17 protein-coding genes and 1 pseudogene are annotated in these 16,511 nt (G+C 54.7%); 11 read left to right on the plus strand and 7 right to left on the minus strand.

What is annotated here, in order from left to right:
- Positions 1-414: 414 nt before the first annotated feature.
- Entirely contained in the window at positions 415-732 is a 318-nt protein-coding gene (locus BGP85_RS11880) for a hypothetical protein (protein ID WP_146048977.1), read from the minus strand.
- A 910-nt stretch (positions 733-1,642) separates the two neighbouring features.
- On the opposite strand from BGP85_RS11880, the gene BGP85_RS11895 reads away from it, so the two are divergent.
- From BGP85_RS11895 to BGP85_RS11905, 3 genes are all read left to right on the plus strand, one after another.
- Positions 1,643-2,239, plus strand: a complete 597-nt coding sequence (locus BGP85_RS11895; protein ID WP_146048978.1) for a hypothetical protein — start codon at positions 1,643-1,645, stop codon at positions 2,237-2,239.
- Positions 2,240-2,296: 57 nt separating this feature from the next.
- Positions 2,297-2,980, plus strand: a complete 684-nt coding sequence (locus BGP85_RS11900; RefSeq protein WP_103447329.1) for a metallophosphoesterase family protein — start codon at positions 2,297-2,299, stop codon at positions 2,978-2,980.
- A gap of 159 nt (positions 2,981-3,139) precedes the next feature.
- Positions 3,140-3,391, plus strand: coding sequence for a hypothetical protein (locus BGP85_RS11905; RefSeq protein WP_103447330.1), 252 nt, complete (start codon positions 3,140-3,142; stop codon positions 3,389-3,391).
- A 20-nt stretch (positions 3,392-3,411) separates the two neighbouring features.
- Here the strand turns inward: BGP85_RS11905 and BGP85_RS11910 are convergent, their stop codons facing one another.
- Positions 3,412-4,395, minus strand: coding sequence for a tyrosine-type recombinase/integrase (locus BGP85_RS11910; RefSeq protein WP_181004488.1), 984 nt, complete (start codon positions 4,393-4,395; stop codon positions 3,412-3,414).
- A gap of 162 nt (positions 4,396-4,557) precedes the next feature.
- On the opposite strand from BGP85_RS11910, the gene BGP85_RS11915 reads away from it, so the two are divergent.
- The 4 genes from BGP85_RS11915 to BGP85_RS11930 all read left to right on the plus strand — a co-directional run bounded on the left by BGP85_RS11915 (position 4,558) and on the right by BGP85_RS11930 (position 11,401).
- On the plus strand, positions 4,558-5,556 hold the full coding sequence (locus BGP85_RS11915) for a DNA-binding protein (RefSeq protein ID WP_103447332.1): 999 nt from the start codon (positions 4,558-4,560) through the stop codon (positions 5,554-5,556).
- A gap of 180 nt (positions 5,557-5,736) precedes the next feature.
- A complete protein-coding gene (locus BGP85_RS11920) occupies positions 5,737-7,806 on the plus strand; it encodes a hybrid sensor histidine kinase/response regulator (RefSeq protein WP_103447333.1) in 2,070 nt (689 codons plus the stop codon).
- Positions 7,807-7,852: 46 nt separating this feature from the next.
- Positions 7,853-8,995 carry a hypothetical protein gene (locus tag BGP85_RS11925; RefSeq protein WP_103447334.1) on the plus strand — a complete coding sequence of 381 codons (1,143 nt, stop codon included), beginning with the start codon at positions 7,853-7,855 and terminating at the stop codon, positions 8,993-8,995.
- 162 nt (positions 8,996-9,157) lie between these two features.
- Positions 9,158-11,401 carry a hypothetical protein gene (locus BGP85_RS11930; RefSeq protein ID WP_103447335.1) on the plus strand — a complete coding sequence of 748 codons (2,244 nt, stop codon included), beginning with the start codon at positions 9,158-9,160 and terminating at the stop codon, positions 11,399-11,401.
- Positions 11,402-12,193: 792 nt separating this feature from the next.
- Here BGP85_RS11930 and BGP85_RS29565 read toward each other — a convergent pair.
- Both BGP85_RS29565 and BGP85_RS29455 read right to left on the minus strand, forming a co-directional pair.
- Positions 12,194-12,556, minus strand: a complete 363-nt coding sequence (locus tag BGP85_RS29565; RefSeq protein ID WP_338402280.1) for an HAD family hydrolase — start codon at positions 12,554-12,556, stop codon at positions 12,194-12,196.
- Complete coding sequence (locus BGP85_RS29455; protein WP_308451377.1) at positions 12,471-12,884, minus strand: hypothetical protein; 414 nt, start codon at positions 12,882-12,884, stop codon at positions 12,471-12,473. Before BGP85_RS29455 ends, BGP85_RS29565 begins: the two co-directional genes overlap by 86 nt.
- 207 nt (positions 12,885-13,091) lie before the next feature.
- Here BGP85_RS29455 and BGP85_RS29255 point away from each other — a divergent pair, with 207 nt between their 5' ends.
- Together BGP85_RS29255 and BGP85_RS29260 are read left to right on the plus strand one after the other, a co-directional pair.
- Positions 13,092-13,301: a hypothetical protein gene (locus BGP85_RS29255; protein WP_103447337.1), complete on the plus strand. Its 210-nt coding sequence runs from the start codon at positions 13,092-13,094 to the stop codon at positions 13,299-13,301.
- Positions 13,302-13,322: 21 nt separating this feature from the next.
- Positions 13,323-13,487: pseudogene (locus BGP85_RS29260) on the plus strand (transcriptional regulator); the annotation flags it as partial.
- Between the two features lie 54 nt (positions 13,488-13,541).
- Here the strand turns inward: BGP85_RS29260 and BGP85_RS11950 are convergent.
- Positions 13,542-13,952 (minus strand): helix-turn-helix domain-containing protein, encoded by a 411-nt coding sequence (locus BGP85_RS11950; RefSeq protein ID WP_103447338.1) that lies wholly within the window; start codon positions 13,950-13,952, stop codon positions 13,542-13,544.
- 321 nt (positions 13,953-14,273) lie between these two features.
- Here BGP85_RS11950 and BGP85_RS11955 point away from each other — a divergent pair, with 321 nt between their 5' ends.
- Positions 14,274-14,483, plus strand: a complete 210-nt coding sequence (locus BGP85_RS11955) for a hypothetical protein (protein ID WP_103447339.1) — start codon at positions 14,274-14,276, stop codon at positions 14,481-14,483.
- Between the two features lie 202 nt (positions 14,484-14,685).
- Here BGP85_RS11955 and BGP85_RS11960 read toward each other — a convergent pair whose 3' ends face one another.
- Together BGP85_RS11960 and BGP85_RS29815 are read right to left on the minus strand one after the other, a co-directional pair.
- The gene (locus tag BGP85_RS11960) at positions 14,686-15,732 is read right to left on the minus strand and encodes a hypothetical protein (RefSeq protein WP_232896491.1); all 1,047 of its coding nucleotides are present in this window, start codon (positions 15,730-15,732) and stop codon (positions 14,686-14,688) included.
- Positions 15,733-16,013: 281 nt separating this feature from the next.
- On the minus strand, positions 16,014-16,241 hold the full coding sequence (locus tag BGP85_RS29815) for a DUF7693 family protein (RefSeq protein ID WP_422121536.1): 228 nt from the start codon (positions 16,239-16,241) through the stop codon (positions 16,014-16,016).
- Positions 16,242-16,255: 14 nt separating this feature from the next.
- On the opposite strand from BGP85_RS29815, the gene BGP85_RS11970 reads away from it, so the two are divergent.
- On the plus strand, positions 16,256-16,507 hold the full coding sequence (locus BGP85_RS11970; protein ID WP_103447342.1) for a hypothetical protein: 252 nt from the start codon (positions 16,256-16,258) through the stop codon (positions 16,505-16,507).
- Positions 16,508-16,511 lie beyond the last annotated feature (4 nt).

A 16,511-nucleotide genomic window follows, 5' to 3' on the forward strand; every position in this document is an offset into this window, starting at 1 on the left:
TCTACAAGCTTAGGTGCGATGAGGATCTTTTCGCGCATTGGGTCGAGATAGAGTATCGCGGCGTCCAGGCTGTAGTTTGAGCATGGGGATTTATAATTGAAGTCACCTTGGTGGGCGATGTGGTACAAGATTTGGTTTCTGCGGCGATCAGGCTCTATGACATATATGATCATGGATAGGATCAGCATAAAGCCGATAGCGTTTGCGAACAATGAAAGTCCGAAGTGTGGGGATTCCTTCCTCCAGCGAGCTGCGACGTATGATGCGAGTGCAAAGATTAACAAAATACATGTAATGGCAATGCAAGGGTTTTTCAATCTTATCATTACATGCATGAATGTCGACGCTGATACAGTTAGTGGTAGCAAGGCAGGGTCTACGCTAAATATTTCATTCACATTACCCAGAGCGTCCTTATGAGAAAACCAGATCACCAAGCCTGCAACTGAAAGCCAGAGCAGCATGCTTGATTTTTAGGCCCATAAGCGGTGCCGCCAGCCTCAACTCCTTGAGACTTATGAATACGTAGGCATTTATGATCATCGTGGCAGTCAATGCGAGGATCATGTAATCAGCAAACGGCATTGCGAATGCGTCAATCAAGATGGCAGAGAACAGCACCAGAGTAGCCAGGGCGGAAGCAATCGTGAGCGCTGATACCCGAGAGGGTAAATTGAGATTCTTCGGGCTATCAGATTCTTGCGATGGGTTTAGTAGTGGTTGCGAGCTCATTTTTATGGCCTGCCAGCTGAACGAACTCAGGTTATCGGCAGGCTGGTGCATCGCAGGAGGGTATAGATCAACTGGCAACCGGACGCTTTTCGGAACCAAATCACAATGAAGCCGAAATGGTGTGATTTGGGGGCGGTATGGGGGGCGACGGTAGCCAGGCTACACGCCTGAAAAATGATCAATTAGTGCACGATCTGATAGAGGCACGGCGAGCCGTGAAAGAGGCGAAGGCTGTGGATGACGCACAGCAGCTTCGTATTGCACGAGCGAAGGTTGACGCAGCTAAAGTGGCTCTGGGAGAAAGGGGCCCTGTTTGGTGGAACGACGGCACTCCAGACTACAACCGCCAGCGGGTCATCACTACGTCCTACGCTGACTGGTACGCCTCCTTGGGCGATCAAGCCTGATAATCAATCGAATTCGCCAATCCCCGCAGGGGCTACGTGAGCCTGTAAGATCAGTAGAGCGATGTGCCGGCCAGATCTGTAGTCGGTAAATGACATTAAAGGAGCAACACCTGGTGTTCAGGACGGTCATGGAATTGATCTTTGTGGTAAGCGTGGCTGTCACTGTCCTCGCTTTCGTATTTTTACCGTGCATGATTCTGAGTCTCGGGGCGCTGCTCGTGCTAGGCATCGACGACAGATTTGTGAGCCCCGTTGTGGCTTACATCGCATTCCCAGAGGCCGTTGTCATCAGTGGGTATCTACTGCTTCGCTACTGGAGGCAAATCACTGAATTCGTGAAGTCGATTTCACCCTGATGCCTCTTGTCCTGAACCAGCGATTTCTCGCGCTCGGATACCCTCTCTTTCGAGCTTCAGGCGCGGCGCTCGTACTGATGGGATTGGAGGTCTAGCTGGAATTTCCGGAGTGATCCCAAGTGACGTGGAAGCTTTACGAGAAATACAGTGCATCACCGCATTCAGAGCAGTGTCCGCACACTCTTGCAGTCCCAGCGGTTGGGCAAGTCTGCCGTGATCCTTGCCGGCAGAGCTTTAGCCACTACGTATGTGCTTGCCGAAAGCACAATGGCGAGTGAAACTGCGGCTCTACCACCGTTTGTCAGGGTTTCACCTATGATATTGAGGTACAGCGTTGACCCAATGATGCCTTGGGCAGCCTATGAATCTGCAAAAAGATATATGGGGCGTCTTAACAGGCTTGGTGGCTTGGTATTGGCGGTAGCTGCGAGCAAATTTGTTGGGTTCGTAGTCACCGCGCCAACGGCAATGGCGGTTTCTGCTGTGGTGATAGCTCTCGCCTTTCTTCTTGCTAACGACTATCGACGCTACGATAAGGAGTTAGTCAGAAATACCAACCTTTGGGGGCTTCTCAAGCTGCTTAGCCATGCATGGCAGTTTTGGGTCGCAGTATTTTTCTTTGCAAGTCTCGGGATTGGATCTGTGAAGTGGACAGAGCTTGGGTTTTGGTCTGATCTCGCGTCCTGGGTCGGTGCGTTTGGGCTGCTCTACGAGTTCCTCTTCAAACCGAACGTCAATCCTTAGGCCGTTCGCGCTGAGCAAGGTGATGATCAGCGTGGAAACTGCAGTAGAGTTAAAGAAATGATCTGGTTTCTAGGCGATGTGCATGGGCGCTTTGATCACGTGATTCGGCTTGTGAAGCTCCACCGGCCAGATGCTGTAGTCTTCCTTGGCGATCTCGAATGTAGCCTGCCTTTGGACATGATCCTACGCCCGATCCTTGAGCTGACAGAGATCTGGTTCATTCACGGCAACCATGACACGGATCGTCCAGCCTATTGGCATAACCTCCATGGCTGCGGCCTTGCTGAACGCAGCCTTCATGGCCGAGTAGTAGATATTGCGGGCCATCGCATAGCGGGGCTAGGTGGCACCTACGAATCCCAAGTCTGGCTACCAGGCAGCCCTGATACCGGCATCCAGAATTACGCAGACTACCACGACCGCCTGGCGCTCAGACCTCAGCACGAAGACATCGTGGCGACGAAGAAGCAGCACGCGCTTTCTGCAATCTACCCGGATGACTACTTCACGCTCGCGATGGATAGGGCCGACATTATGGTTTGCCACGAGGCTCCCAGCTGCCATCCTCACGGTTTCTCAGAGATCGATGAACTCGCCCAGGCAATGGGCGCAAAAATGGTCGTGCATGGACATCATCATGATTGCCTGGATTACAGGTCAGAGTGGCCCACGCTTGGTTTTGAGGCTCATGGCGTGGCATTCAGATCTATCATGGCCATCGACGGCTCGGTCATCTGTTAAGGCTTGGTGCCTGTACGGTGCGGAAAGCTGCTTGGTCATAGCCATCGGCGTTTCGGGCTCGAAGAGACCGGCTGCATCATCCCGAAGCCTTCTATCCTGAGCTTGTAGGGTAGGGAGCGAGCAGTTGCGTTTTGTGATCGTCGCGGAGTGGGGGAGTGCATGAAGGTTGGTGAGTTGATCCAGTTGCTACAAGCGTTCGACCCTGAGATGAAAGTGCTGATGACGCGTTCGGATTCGGGACTTGAGGACGTAGTTGCGTGCTACGAAGACCTGGTTTGCCAGGGGCGGGTGTTCGGGTATGACCAGCTTGATGATTTCGTCCTTTCCAAGGGCGCTGACGCAAGCACCGCTGAGAGAGTGATCGTCATCGACATGTGTGAGCGCCTGGAGGACTGGAGCAAGAAACAGTGACGCCATTGCACCTGTCCGTCTCATCCCTCCAGCTTTCTGATTAGGCCGCCAAACTGCTGAGCCGGCTCCACATAGCGAAGGGCTGATTTCATGTCGCTCCAGCCCACGTATTCCATGAGCGTTTTAATATCCCAGCCTGAGCTTGCAGCCCACGTGGCAAACCCGCGCCGGATCGAGTGAGCACTGTAGATTTGTGATGGTAGACCGCAGCGCTCTAAGGTGCCGCGCAGGAGGGGGATCAAGCTATGTGCGGCGATCGGCTGCTCGCTGATGTTTCCCCAGCGGTCTATTCCCCTAAACACCGCACCGCGAGTTATGCCGGCAGCCTCGATCCAATTTAGATAGGCCTCAACTGGACAGAGCTTGCTCAACGATGGCGTCTTGTACTCACGGCCAATGTTCTGCCGGTCACCTTTGCTTGATCCCAGATAGAACCTGATGCCTTCATAACGCTCGGCATGAGTGTTCTCGACTGTCAGCCTGGACAGCTCGTCTCCGCGGAACCCCCTCCAAAAACCAATAGTGAGCAATGCAATATCACGCGTTGATTTCAGCAGGGCTGCCATGTTGCCGCTGGCTCTCGCTTGGGAAATTTCATCCTCCAGGTGAGCAACCGCCTTTTCCAGCTGTACCAGAGGAAGAGGGGCCGCCTGCTTCTGTTGTACCGGATGAAGCGCCCGGATGCCCTTTAACAATTGCCTGACCTTCGGTGCCTTGGTGGGATCCGGGAAACCGTTGCTTTGATGCCAGTTGGCGAGCGCAGCCAGGCGCTGCTTAAGCGTGCTGAGCGCCAGCTGATCAGCGTACTCAGCGATGTACCGCACGACTGACTCGGTGGTAGTCGGCAGAAAGCCGCCCCACGTCACCTCGTAGTGGGTGAGGGCAGCCGCATAGCTCTTCGACGTGTTCTCTCGAACGCTCGCCTCCAAGTACTTATCTGCCTTGCTGGCGCGCTCAACCACGTAATCCTCCAATTCGAGCCCCCGGTGGCTCGGTTTTGCCATTTGTACCGCCTTCCGGGGCATTCTACCCCCGAATTCAGCCATCACAAGCGATAATCCTCAATTATGTCTTGCCAAAAATTAAAGAATTCTTGATGTCTGAAGGTGTTAAAGTGGCACGTAATTACATGAAACGTAAAACAGTACGAAATCGTAGGGGCAGACATGGCTAGAGGCGGCATTAACCTGGTACTGGTGCGGAAGGCTCGCGAGGCGCTGCTGTCGAGAGGTCAGAACCCTAGCATCGACGCGATACGCATAGAGCTCGGAAATACCGGCTCAAAGACAACAATTCAGCGCTTTTTGAAGGAGATTGAAACGCATGACCCCCGCCCATCAGCTTCGCCCTCGCGCTTAAGTGATGAGCTCACGGAGCTGGTGGGCAAGATGCTCGAGCGCTTGCTGGAGGAGGGGAACGAAGCCCTGGCGCATGAGCGAGCCGCATTTGAGCTTGAACGCAAAGCAATGAAAGCTGAGAGCAGTACACTTCAAAGTAATCTTGAGCAATCGCAGTTGGAGATCGCCAAGCTGCAGTCAGCCCTGCAGGCTCAGCACGAAGAACTCAAGATCGTTCAATCCAGCCTTCAAACCGAGATCACTCGAAACGCCCGGATCAGCCAGAGCTGCAGCGACCTTGAGATTCGCGTGCAAGAGAAGGACGCCCAGATCGAATCTCTGGAGGAGAAGCACACGCATGCCAGAGAAGCACTCGAGCACTACCGAGCAGCGGTAAAGGAACAGCGCGACCAAGATCTCAACCGTCACGAAACTCAGATCTACCAGATGCAGCAAGAGGTGACAGTTCTCCAGCAGACGCTGATGGTTAAACAGGAAGACGCCACCCGGATGATCCGCGATAACGAGCGATTGATCGCCGAAAACCGCCAGCACGCCAAAGAGGCCAGCCAGCATCGTGACGCTATCGAGCATCTGAGAGGCGACCTAGGGATCGCCAATGCTGCAACTGCTCGCGCGGAAGGGGCCAAAGAGCTGCTGGCTCAACAGCTCGAAACCAAGAGTAAAGAGGCTACCGATGCCCATCTGGCTGGAACAGCAGCACAGCAAAAGGCAGAAGAATTGAAGGCACTGCTCGATCAGTCTGAAACCGAGCTAGAAGCACTTCGCGCTGCGATTGAAACCAAAGAAGGGTCAGAAAGTCAGTAAGCCTCGAGCCGAGACGTATCAGTGGAGTACAAATGTACTCTAGCCGTATTTCAGGCATACGCGCTTTTTTACACTTTCACCTGGCGGGGGGCTCAGTTGCCATTACCTCAAGCGGCGCATCACGCTCTAAAATGATTCCCATCGGCTAATCGATCATGGATGTAAGTGAAGAGGCAATTTATGGATCGCGAAGGCCCTGGCACTCCAGGCACCTTTGATGCTCCGGCATCACCACATCAGGATCACGCATTTCCGACAACCGCCTCGGAGCGCCTACAGCTGGCGCTTGACGCTGGCGCCATCATCGGCACATGGGTATGGGATATTCCGGATAATCGGGTTACCGCTGATGAGCGGTTCTCCCGCTCCTTCGGGCTGGCTGCGGACAGGTGTCTGGCCGGCATCCCGATCGAAGAAGCGTTTTCGTCCATACACCCTGATGATCGTGATCGAGTCTTGGCTGACATCCAGGACGCCATGCGCCGCGGTGGCGCTTATCGGTGTGAATACCGGGTGAAGCAACACGAGGGCGGCTATCGCTGGGTCGAGGCTAACGGCCGTGCCGAGCTCAATTCGGACGGCCTGGCTGTGCGCTTTCCGGGGGTGCTGATGGACATCGAGTCACGCCGCTCTGCCGAGGCCGAGCGCGACAGAATGTCAGCCTTACTCCGCACATTTGCCGCAGCAGTACCTGGCGTTGTCTACGCCAAAGACCTAGAAGGCAGACTGCTGGTCGCGAACCATGGAGCAACGCAGCTGATTGGTAAGCCACCTGAATTTTACCTTGGCAAAACCGACCTAGAGGTTCTGGAAGACAAGGCGCAGGCCCGCCAGATCATGGAAACCGATCAGCGCATCATGCAGAGCGGGAAGGGCATTCAGATTGAAGAGCGCGTGGACATGCCGGATGGCTCGGCTACCTACTGGCTTTCAATGAAATCTCCTCTTCGCAATGAATCAGGTGAAATCATCGGCCTGATTGGTTCATCCATTGATGTAACGGCAAGGAAGAAAGCGGAGTCGGAGTTGCTGCAGCTCAATCACACGCTGGAAGCACGCATAGGACAAGCCATTGCCGAGCGTGAAGCAGCTCAAGCAGCGCTTCGCCAGTCACAGAAAATGGAGGCCGTAGGACAACTGACCGGAGGTATCGCTCATGACTTCAATAATTTGCTGGCTGGCATTACAGGCAGCCTGGATTTGATCAGGCTTCGCTTGAAGCAGGAGCGCATTTCGGACGTCGAACGTTACGTGACAGTGGCACACGGCGCGGCTCATAGGGCTGCCGCTTTGACCCATCGACTTCTAGCGTTCTCCCGTCGCCAGACGTTGATGCCTGTCCACACCGATGTGAATACCCTGATCAGTGACATGGAAGAGCTGATTAGCCGCACAGTGGGGCCTGGGGTTGAACTGAAGGTGGAGCTGAATGCAGCATCAAGCATTTGTCTGGTCGACCCCGCACAAGTAGAGAACTCGCTCCTGAACCTGTGCATCAATGCCCGTGATGCCTTGGAGGGTGGCGGCTACATTTTCATCAGAACGTTCAACCAGGAGCTGGCGCAAGGGGCAGAGCTGGATCCTGAGCTGGCGCCAGGCAGCTATTTCACGGTTTGTGTCGCTGACAATGGAACCGGCATGAGCGCTGAAACACTGACCCGGGCATTTGAACCGTTTTTTACCACCAAGCCCGTGGGCGCCGGCACTGGCCTCGGCCTGTCCATGATCTATGGTTTCGCCAAGCAATCCGGAGGGCAGGTCAGGATTGAGTCTGAGGAGGGAACTGGAACCCGGGTCTTCCTTCAGCTACCAAGCCATACGGCTCAATTCCCTGCGCCACAACCTGTTGAGCAGCAGCCCGAGTCGAAAATCTCGTCATCTGGGGAGACGGTGCTAGTCGTCGACGACGAGTCTTCCGTTCGCCTGTTCGTGAGTGAACTGCTGGGCAGCTGTGGCTACATTGTCATAGAGGCTGCTGACAGCCTGGCGGGACTTCAGCTGCTTGGATCGGACACCCGCATCGACCTGCTTGTAACAGACATCGGCCTACCTGGTGGCATCGACGGTAAACAGATGGTCGATACAGGACGCAGCACCAGGCCTGATCTACCCGTGCTATTCATGACCGGCTTCGCGCAGCCTCATGTCCTGGAAAACGCCAAATTAGAGCCGTGTACGGCAGTACTGACCAAACCCTTCTCACTCGAAGCCTTGATGCTGAGTGTGAACAACCTGCTCAGGAGAACTTGACGGCCAGAGGAGGAGAGGGCTCTGGCGATATCAACGGAGGATCACCATGGCGGTTCTATTCTTTTTACCTTGGACGTCGGTGGCTGAGGAGCTGCGGATCGCAGGGATGCGCCTGATACCGTATGCGCGGGGACGACTGCCCGGCGAATTGATGGGAATCTCGCAACAAGTGCTGGATAGCGTGCTAGGAAATTACGGTGATCGCGGCCGAGGAGCTCAACCCGCTCAGCCAATTCATCGAGCAGCGTTTCTCCTTTGGAGGGATGACGCACCGGGGTTAGAAGTATCCGACTCCCAGATCCAGCAGCGATTGGTTGAAGGATCATATTTCGCATTTTCCGCGATGGCGAGCCGAAGGCTATGCTCAACGTTTGAGTATTACAACTCGGACACTCTCCAGATCGTGGCGCAGCGCTTCGATGCCCACTCGCCCGCACATTCTTGCATCACAACCCGAAGACGGGACGGCGGGACACAAAACATGCTGGCGGGGGGCGGGGGGCTGAAATTCATTCGACCTTACCACGTCGACAATTCGGCACGCATTTCAGTAGATGTCCCGCTGTTGGAGGCTTTGCTGCGGTTACCAGATGGTGAACTAAAGCAACGAATTGATGAGGCGATTGTTGCCTTTCTGAGGGCCAACACCGATGCAACCTCAATGGACGAGCGCTCAGAACTCATCTTGATGAGGATCGCATTTGACACGTTGCTTGCTGCCTCGCATGACAAACCAGCATTTCGCAGGGCTGTCACCGCGCATTTTGATGAGGTGCCAAACCCACCTATATGGCACAAGGGAAGCCTGGGAGAGGCTACATGGCGCGAGCACTGGAATAGTCCGATAGGCCGCCCCCTGGATGCTTGGGTTCACGATTTCAGTGCAGCGCGCAACGCTGCGGCGCATGCCTCGAATACGACTCAGAAGGGAAGTCTGTGGCCTCGCCACAACCACCTTCTCTTCGCGAGCTGGTTACTACCTTTAATCGTCAAGAAGCTGCTCGCCCATGAGGGTTTGTATGAGCTCAGCGACGAGGACAAGGTCGCACGTGCAGGCTTTGAGGTCTTTTTGGCGCATGACCTGCTGGCGCTGGCAGACAAGAAAAGCGAGATACTCGGGTGGCAAAAAGCTGAGGCCGAGCTGTTCCTACCTTTATTCGCGGAGCGCCTGCGCAAGGCATGTGAGTAAAGAAACCTTCGGCGTCAATCGGTGCGAAACGGAGGTTAGATACGCTACGTAGGTGAGCGGTCAGGGGAAAGCGCGTCCCTTGATAAGACAACCTCCACTGGAGTACAAATGTGCTCTAGGCATTCATCTAAAGACATTTCGGTATACCGTAAGGAGCTAGGGATGCGTTCACAAGCAGCGCGCGCGCGGCTTCGAAAGCTCCAGGCATCAACGCTGCTGCGTCTCCACCAAAAGCGGATTAGATTCGCTCAATGGGGGTTGGATCATGGAGTCAAGCTGACTGGGACTGTGTTGCTGGCAATTACGATCTGCGTATTCATAGCAATGCCCCACCTGCAAACGCTGGCCGGCTCCTATTTCACCGTTACTGAAAATCTCGCAACACTCAGATCTTTACTTAGCGGCACGGGAGCTGCATTGATCGGAGCTGCAACCATCGGATTTTCATTAGTTGTGTTTGCAATGCAAATCAATGTGGAGCGCATGCCTCACGGCCTGTTCCGGCAATTGAGTGCAGATCCACGATTACTCGGGGCATTCCTGGGATCTTTTGTGCTCGCGCTGCTGATAGCGGGAACATCCCTTGCTGTGACTCCAACCTGGGCTGTCCCCCTGATCGCCGCAGCAGTGCTGGGCGTTGGCGCTATCGTAGTACTGTTTCTCTATGCCTATCGAAGAGCTCTTCAGATTATTAACCCGATCGAGCAACTGTCGATTATGACGGGTACCGTTCTTCGCGATTTACAGAAGTGGGGCAGGTTCGCAGACCTTTCGGCCATCATGCATGAGGAGAAATCCGAGCCAGGCTCTCCACTTGCGGATGCAGGCGGTTTAGGTCAACTCAATCAGCCTAGAGTGATGTTCTTTTTGGCCAACGCCGGCTGGGACGCCAGCGCTAGGCAGGCTATAAATTACGCAATGTCCTACACAAAACGCTTTGCTGTGCAGGGCGACTACCAGGTAACCGAGAACGCCTTCTCCAAGATCTTGGAGATCAACGCTGCATACTGCCAGGCCAAGCTTGGCACCTTCATAGCTACAAATCCTCTTGTCGAGCTTCCTGGAACCACCGACGCTTTTATTAACCATACGCTTGAGCATCAGCGCCAGGCGATGCAGGCTGCATTGATTGATAGTGATGAGCGCTTGGCGCAAAACGCTCTTTGCACCTTGGGCGGACTGCACGCCGTGTACTTGCAGATTGAGTACCCGGGCTTAGCCCCCACAAAGCACCATGCAATGCTTGCTGCCGGGTACCTATCATCCGCAGTGGAGAGTGTCTCAGCACGGGAGTTTCCTGACGTCATGATGGAGGGTATTCGCCAGATGGGACGCGCGGCGAGGGTAGCGATCCACCATACCGATTCCGCAGAGATTGTTAGCTTAGTTCAGAAGATAGGCACGCTGTCGTACGTGGGGGCGCTCAAAACCAGTCACCAACCCGTCACTCGTATCGCCATGGAGCAGCTTTCGCTGATTACCTACGAACTTCTGACTAAAGGCGAACACAACATTGACTACCCCGTTCGTGAGTTGCGTTCAAGTGTCCGTGCCGCAGCGAAGATTTTTCTGCATACCGCTGACTCGCCGCTTGCCGGCGTCCATAGCAGCACTCTGGGCCCTTATTTCTCAGCTACCCAACTCCCGTCTTTCTTAATGCAACTCCAACACCTGGCGAACCAGATCCTGGCGGCGCCAGAGAACGATGAGCTGGCTAATCGGATCATCGACAATATCGAAACCTGGGCTGACCAGCTCTACGACACTCAGAAAGATCTCCTATTGCTTGCAGTGGAAAAGCGATCTCAATTCACCTTCGATGCCATCACTTGGATCATTGAGGTGTCGAATTTACTTAATGCTGTGTCGAACGCACCGGCGTGCTCTGAGGGAGTAGATGAAGATCTGCGAAAGCATGCCGGGTGGCTTGTTTCTACGCTGTCTTGGTTGCCTGAGGACGAAGAGTCCCTGATATTCGTCGAAACCTTTTCGCTGACAGAAAGCTTGTTCAACGCTGCGCTGGAAGGCTACCGACGTGACTGCATCGAGTTCTATCTGGATTGCCAAAATCTGTTACTTGGCTGGGCGAAGAAAGCCGGAAACCATGAGCGCGGCAAAGATATCGTGGCAGGCTCGATTAAAGCGCTTCTGGCGCTGGCGCTCATTGAAGGAACGCCTGAAGCGCTGGATCGCATGAAAAACCGTTTCAGTAAGACGCTTGCGAGCAAAGGGGCACCCACTGAATACATGCGCGTCCAAGCTGCGCAAACCATCAGAGATTCAGCTTATCGATTAGGCCAACACTGGGTCGGTCGAGCATTTGATCACATCCTTCTCAAGCAAGATCACGCAAAGGTGGCAGCATTGCTTGGGGACATTGCAGACATTCTGAACCCTAAAACCTAGTCGCGCTGCTGATTACCCTTCAGATCTGTGTTCATAGACTATGACCTCAGGCGTGCGCCATCCTTAACTGAGGGCAGGGCCCCACCCTTTGCCAGGAGCGAGCATGCCAACTTGCTAATGATCAGCGGCCTGTCCCGTTGCTCAGAGTGATGAGCGTACTCGCTGCCACTCCGTCCAGCACTCTTCCGGGACGATGTCCTCATAACCCCGCTCCTTTTCCAACGCATAGGCGGCACTGAAGGGCACAGCTGTCGCGGTTGCATTGTCTCGAATCTCAAGCACCTCGGTCTCGCTGAGCGGTGCGCCTTTGCAATCCTCGGCCGCCTTAAGCAGGCATACAAGCGAAGGCACAAAAACGAGACATAGTGGATCTGTAGACAAAGGCTTGCCTCTTGGTAGGGATTGGACGCCACATTTTACCTGTCTAAGACTGAGGTGCGAAGCGCATCAATGTCCAAGCGGCGCCGCTCCCCGATGGTTGACTGATTACCAACTGATCGTGACGGCCCATTAACGCAACGATGCGGCGGCGGGGATCGATAGCGGGATCCGCAGAAGAGTCCCTTGAGCCAACGCCCCAGTGTTCCGTACTTACCCAAGCCTGAGTCAGCGGCGCAGCTGCCGCGTCAATGAGCTTCGCCAGACAGCTGGCGGTTTGGGGCGCAATAAGGCCATTCAATTCCGCGGCCTTTCTTGCCAGCTTCTCAGCACTGGCCAAGATGGAAGGCGGGATGATCAGCGAGGGAGGTATACCCCCGTAGTTACCGCTCGTATTTGGAGATGGATGCTGACTCATCGCCCCAGCTCCCTAGGTGTGTTCCATTTGAATGAGCCTGGCAACTGACCGGTCTCTGTGGACTGCGCGACGACCAGCTCCGCAAACTGCACGAGGTTTCGGATGGCTCCGGTACCTGATCGATCAAGATGAAAGCCTTTGATGCCAACACTGCGAGGGCCATCTCGGTCGCAGTGCGGCGAATCGCCGATCATTGCTACTTGTGCCGCATCTCCGAATAGGTGGCCAGGTACGACGCCAAGATCACGGCATACGGCGCGGTAGATTGTAGGGTCAGGCTTGGTGACTCCGAGCTCGTAGCTGAACGCGTAGGCATTGAGATCTGGCAGGAGTCTCTTTACCGCCGGCCCATAGAGCAGCTAGGTTGCTGCAGACGGTAGTGGCGATCCCGTGCTCACGGAGGAGGGTGATTGCATCGAGAGCATCCTGGAAGACCTCGATCGATTCAATCTCGCGTTGAAGTTCAGACTCGATTTCAGCCATGCGCGTCGCTGCGATCTGGATGCTGAGGAGGTCAGCAGCTTCTCGAATCCCAGCATCGAGGGTGAGCAGTTTGTGGGCATCGCCAGAGGTAGGGCGACGGCCAAGCTTTGCACCTTCTCGCAATAACTGGCGATACGGATGCGAGGGGGAGGTGATCCGGAGGGTTGTGCCGAAGGCGTCGAAGATAACTGCTGTGATTGCCATGCCTATCTCCATATCGACTGTCGGTGCGGATTTCTCAGAACTCTGAAGGCCCTGGTTTGCCGGGGCTGTAGCGAAGAAACTGCCGAAAATTTGCAGATTTTTTTGCGGATATTCTTCAGCGCCATCTGGGCTTGGTGTGAACGATCCCTCGGTACATGAGTACACTAAGCACCAACACTAGGATGCCACATCACTGAGGCTCAAGAAGTGAAGAGAACGCTGTTGGGTATGGCTGAAGCCGGCGAGCCACTGTTGAGGCAGGCTCTGGACGCAATTCGAGCTCATAACGAGGCGCAGGCTAGTGCGAGGCCGGCAGCAGAAATTGAACGCCTACGCCTTGAGGCTGACCACCTGTACCAGACGCTCATCGACTATCAACTGCACAAGGCCGGCACCCTTGGTGAGCCGATTCATTAGGTAGAGGGCCCTACTGCGGAGATTCGCCCAATCCGTAACGATGATGATTACCGAGCAGCCCTCAAAAAGGTCTCGCCCCTTTTCGACCACGAACCAGAACTTGGTACCGAACAGGCTAAGGTTTTCGAAGCCATGGTCTTGCTGATCGAAGCATACGAGGCCGAGCATTATCCAGTTGGTTCTCCGGCTTCTCCCTGAGCAATCGTGTCGGTACGTGAGGAGTTGAGCTGGGGCGTACTTTTAGTCCGCGAAAGTGAGCTCTGCCTGCCTAGACTCCCAGACGCCTGCTTGAATCGCCTTTGGAGCATTCAAACGAGGACGGCGAGCAGCCTCAGGTGCTTCCACCTTAATACGAAGGCCTGGCAGCCCACCATCACGCTGCAATTCGGCAAGCTCTTCCGTTAGCTTTGACATCAGGTCTACGGGCGTTCGACCTGTGTCCTCACTGAGTGTCAGGGTGAGGAGCGTCAGTGGGCTCAGTTGGAGACGACTACTGATCTGTTCGAGCTTGTCCAGGGTGATGCTGGATTTACCTAGCTCGAGTTTCGAGAGGTACGTACGACTTGTTGTGTCGGCGAAGTCACGCTGACTGATGTTGCGCTTGCTGCGCAGCGAGCGAAGTACACTGGCGAAAGAGGTCTTAAGAGTCATCAGGCTGGCTCGTCGGCTCGGGCGTGGATGTACATTTCCTTTTACTCCGTTCAAGGAGAAGCGGTCATCTGGAAGGCGCTTTCGATAGCAAGCTATGCATGCCATCAGAGCCTACCATGATTGGAAATTCGAACAACCGACGCGTATGCCTAGATCATGGGACGGTAGAGGGCTCTGTCGTATCCCTCGGAGACGTCGTGAGCAAGGGGCGGATCATCGGATACGAGTTGCTCAACTGGGATACAGTTGAGCTCGACGCACCAGTCTCGAGCCATTGTCTGCGACCGAGCTATCCATACACAAGGCATCGGAGTAATCAAGATGAAGAAGAATCTCAGCAAGGTTTTGCTTCCAGACCATCCGATGTACACCGATGCAGTGGATGCTTTGAAACGGTACCACCAGGCTCAAGCAGATGGTGTGACGGGGGCTGAACTGGAGCGCCTTCGTCTGATGGCGGAGCATCGGTTTCAAGCTGTCACCGACTATCAGTTGCACGCGCTCGGTGGGCCAGCAGAGGCCAGTCACTAGTGATGCCTGCTAGGCGCCGTACGGCTTAGGCCTCGACCGCCGCCTTACGTGGTAAGCGGAATGCAAATGATTGATATAGCGGTGAATCGACTTTGAGCACATGCCCCTGTGACTACACTACAGATGTGTGATGGGTGGGACACCCAGCCCCCCCCCACCTAGCAAAAAAGCTAGATTGCCTGGGCTAGGGGGCAGTGTGAAATCACAATCCAGCTTCAGCCGCTTTGCCATCACGATCGCGGAAAAGCTGGGTAATGTCTTGTGGGGATGGTGGGTTAGCGACTGTCAGTGGTTTGAGCTTGTTCTTAATGGGGGCGCCCATGACGATATGGTTAACGTACATGCGACGCTCATCGCATGGCTCGTCCCCTTTAGCCCATGCGCTCTGGAAGGCCGATTGCATGATGTAGCTATAAGCCGCTTTGCATGACGCTCTATAGCTTCGTTCCTGTTCTTTCCAGAAGTCCTTCTTCTGCAGGCTGGTAACGTCCGAGGGTGTCCAACCCTCTTTGGTCGTCCGCTCAGTCCAGTAGTCGTTGATGCAGCTCCGGATATTGTCTTCGCTGGCCCTTATCGCCGCTTCGAATGCCGACTGCCAGTCGGCATAGACGGGTGCAGGACATACCAGGTCTTGTTCATACTTGACTAGGCCATCTTGGTAGTTCCGCGCCAACAATGCATCCAAGGCTCCCCCGGGAGCCCGGGCTTGTTTGGTAGCCTCAGTCTGCAGTTGGGTTAGGGTAGTCTTCGCAAGGTCGACGGGCTGCAGATCCAAGGATTCTAGCTTTTGAGCTACAGCGCCTGCTTCTTCTTCTTTAAACACATTCAGGCTGTACGTGCTGTCGGTTCTGGTCAGGATTTGAACAATGCTACCTGGCAGTTTCAGATCACCCAAAAGGCTCTGTAGCTTCAACGCATAATGCTGGTTTTGCAGCATGGACAGGGAAGACTCAGCCGTTTTGGCCTCGGCTACAGCCTTGCCGGCCCGGAGCTTTGCGTCACGAGCCGACTTCTCAGCGTCGACTAGTTTCTGGTTTAGCGTCGCGATCTGGCCCTCGATGGCAGAACGCTGATCAGCCAGTTCTTTGTTTCGCGCTTCGCCTGCAGCCAAGGACTCGGTCTGCTTATCCATCTGTTGCTGAAGCTTCCGCTGCTCGATCTGAAGGCGGGCGAGATCCTCGGAAACGACCTCTTTTTGGAAGACGGGCCTGACGGTAAAAATGTAGCCAACAACGACGACGATCAGCATCAGAACCTGGGAAAGGTTGGCTATGACCGCTGTGTACGATAGGGCTTTATCCACCCGTGAGATGCCAGCAACTGGGGTCGGATGCTGCGGTGCATTGCTGTTTGAGCGCCGTTTTCCCAGAAATCGTGCGTATCGGTTACGGGCTGCCACTTTTTTTCCTAATGGGTGTACATATCTGAGGGCTGGCGCTATCGCGCGGCTGGCAAATGGTACGGAAATCTGCGGCCTTTCGCCGATTTTTTAGCACGCCGAAAGCAAGCTACCTCGCCAGGTCAGGTGCTCTAACTGCCGAACCGCCATTCCCCCACATCGACTTCGAAATGACAGGCGTAGAGCTGCTCCCAGAGCTGGCTACCGACCTTGGTCATTGTCCGGCGTCCGAGAACGACTTCTCGCAACACCTGGCAGACTTCCCGAGCTGTCACTGCGCCGGGGGAGTGGGCATCACAGTGGTCTAGAGTCATACGCAGCTTTCCTCGCTCATTCGATCGAGGATAATACCTTTGCATAGAGGGGCGACGTCATGGCTTCAATCGACGAAAGCTTGGATGAGGCTCGCATCATTGAAAGGGCCCTGCTGCGTATCAAAGCCATCGGCTTAGCCAAGGGCGTAGACGAGGTCACGTACAGGTTTGGCCTTGCTACTGGATATATCGCGGCAGCCCTAGACTGCGGGATTTTGAGCAACGATCAGTGGGAGCGGCTTCTGGTTCTTGCGGAACAGACTCAGGAATCACATCCTCGCTCGAACGGTAGCTCTGGCAGGTTCGATTGATGGA

Source organism: Pseudomonas putida (genome assembly GCF_002906855.1).
Lineage (GTDB): Bacteria > Pseudomonadota > Gammaproteobacteria > Pseudomonadales > Pseudomonadaceae > Aquipseudomonas > Aquipseudomonas putida_N.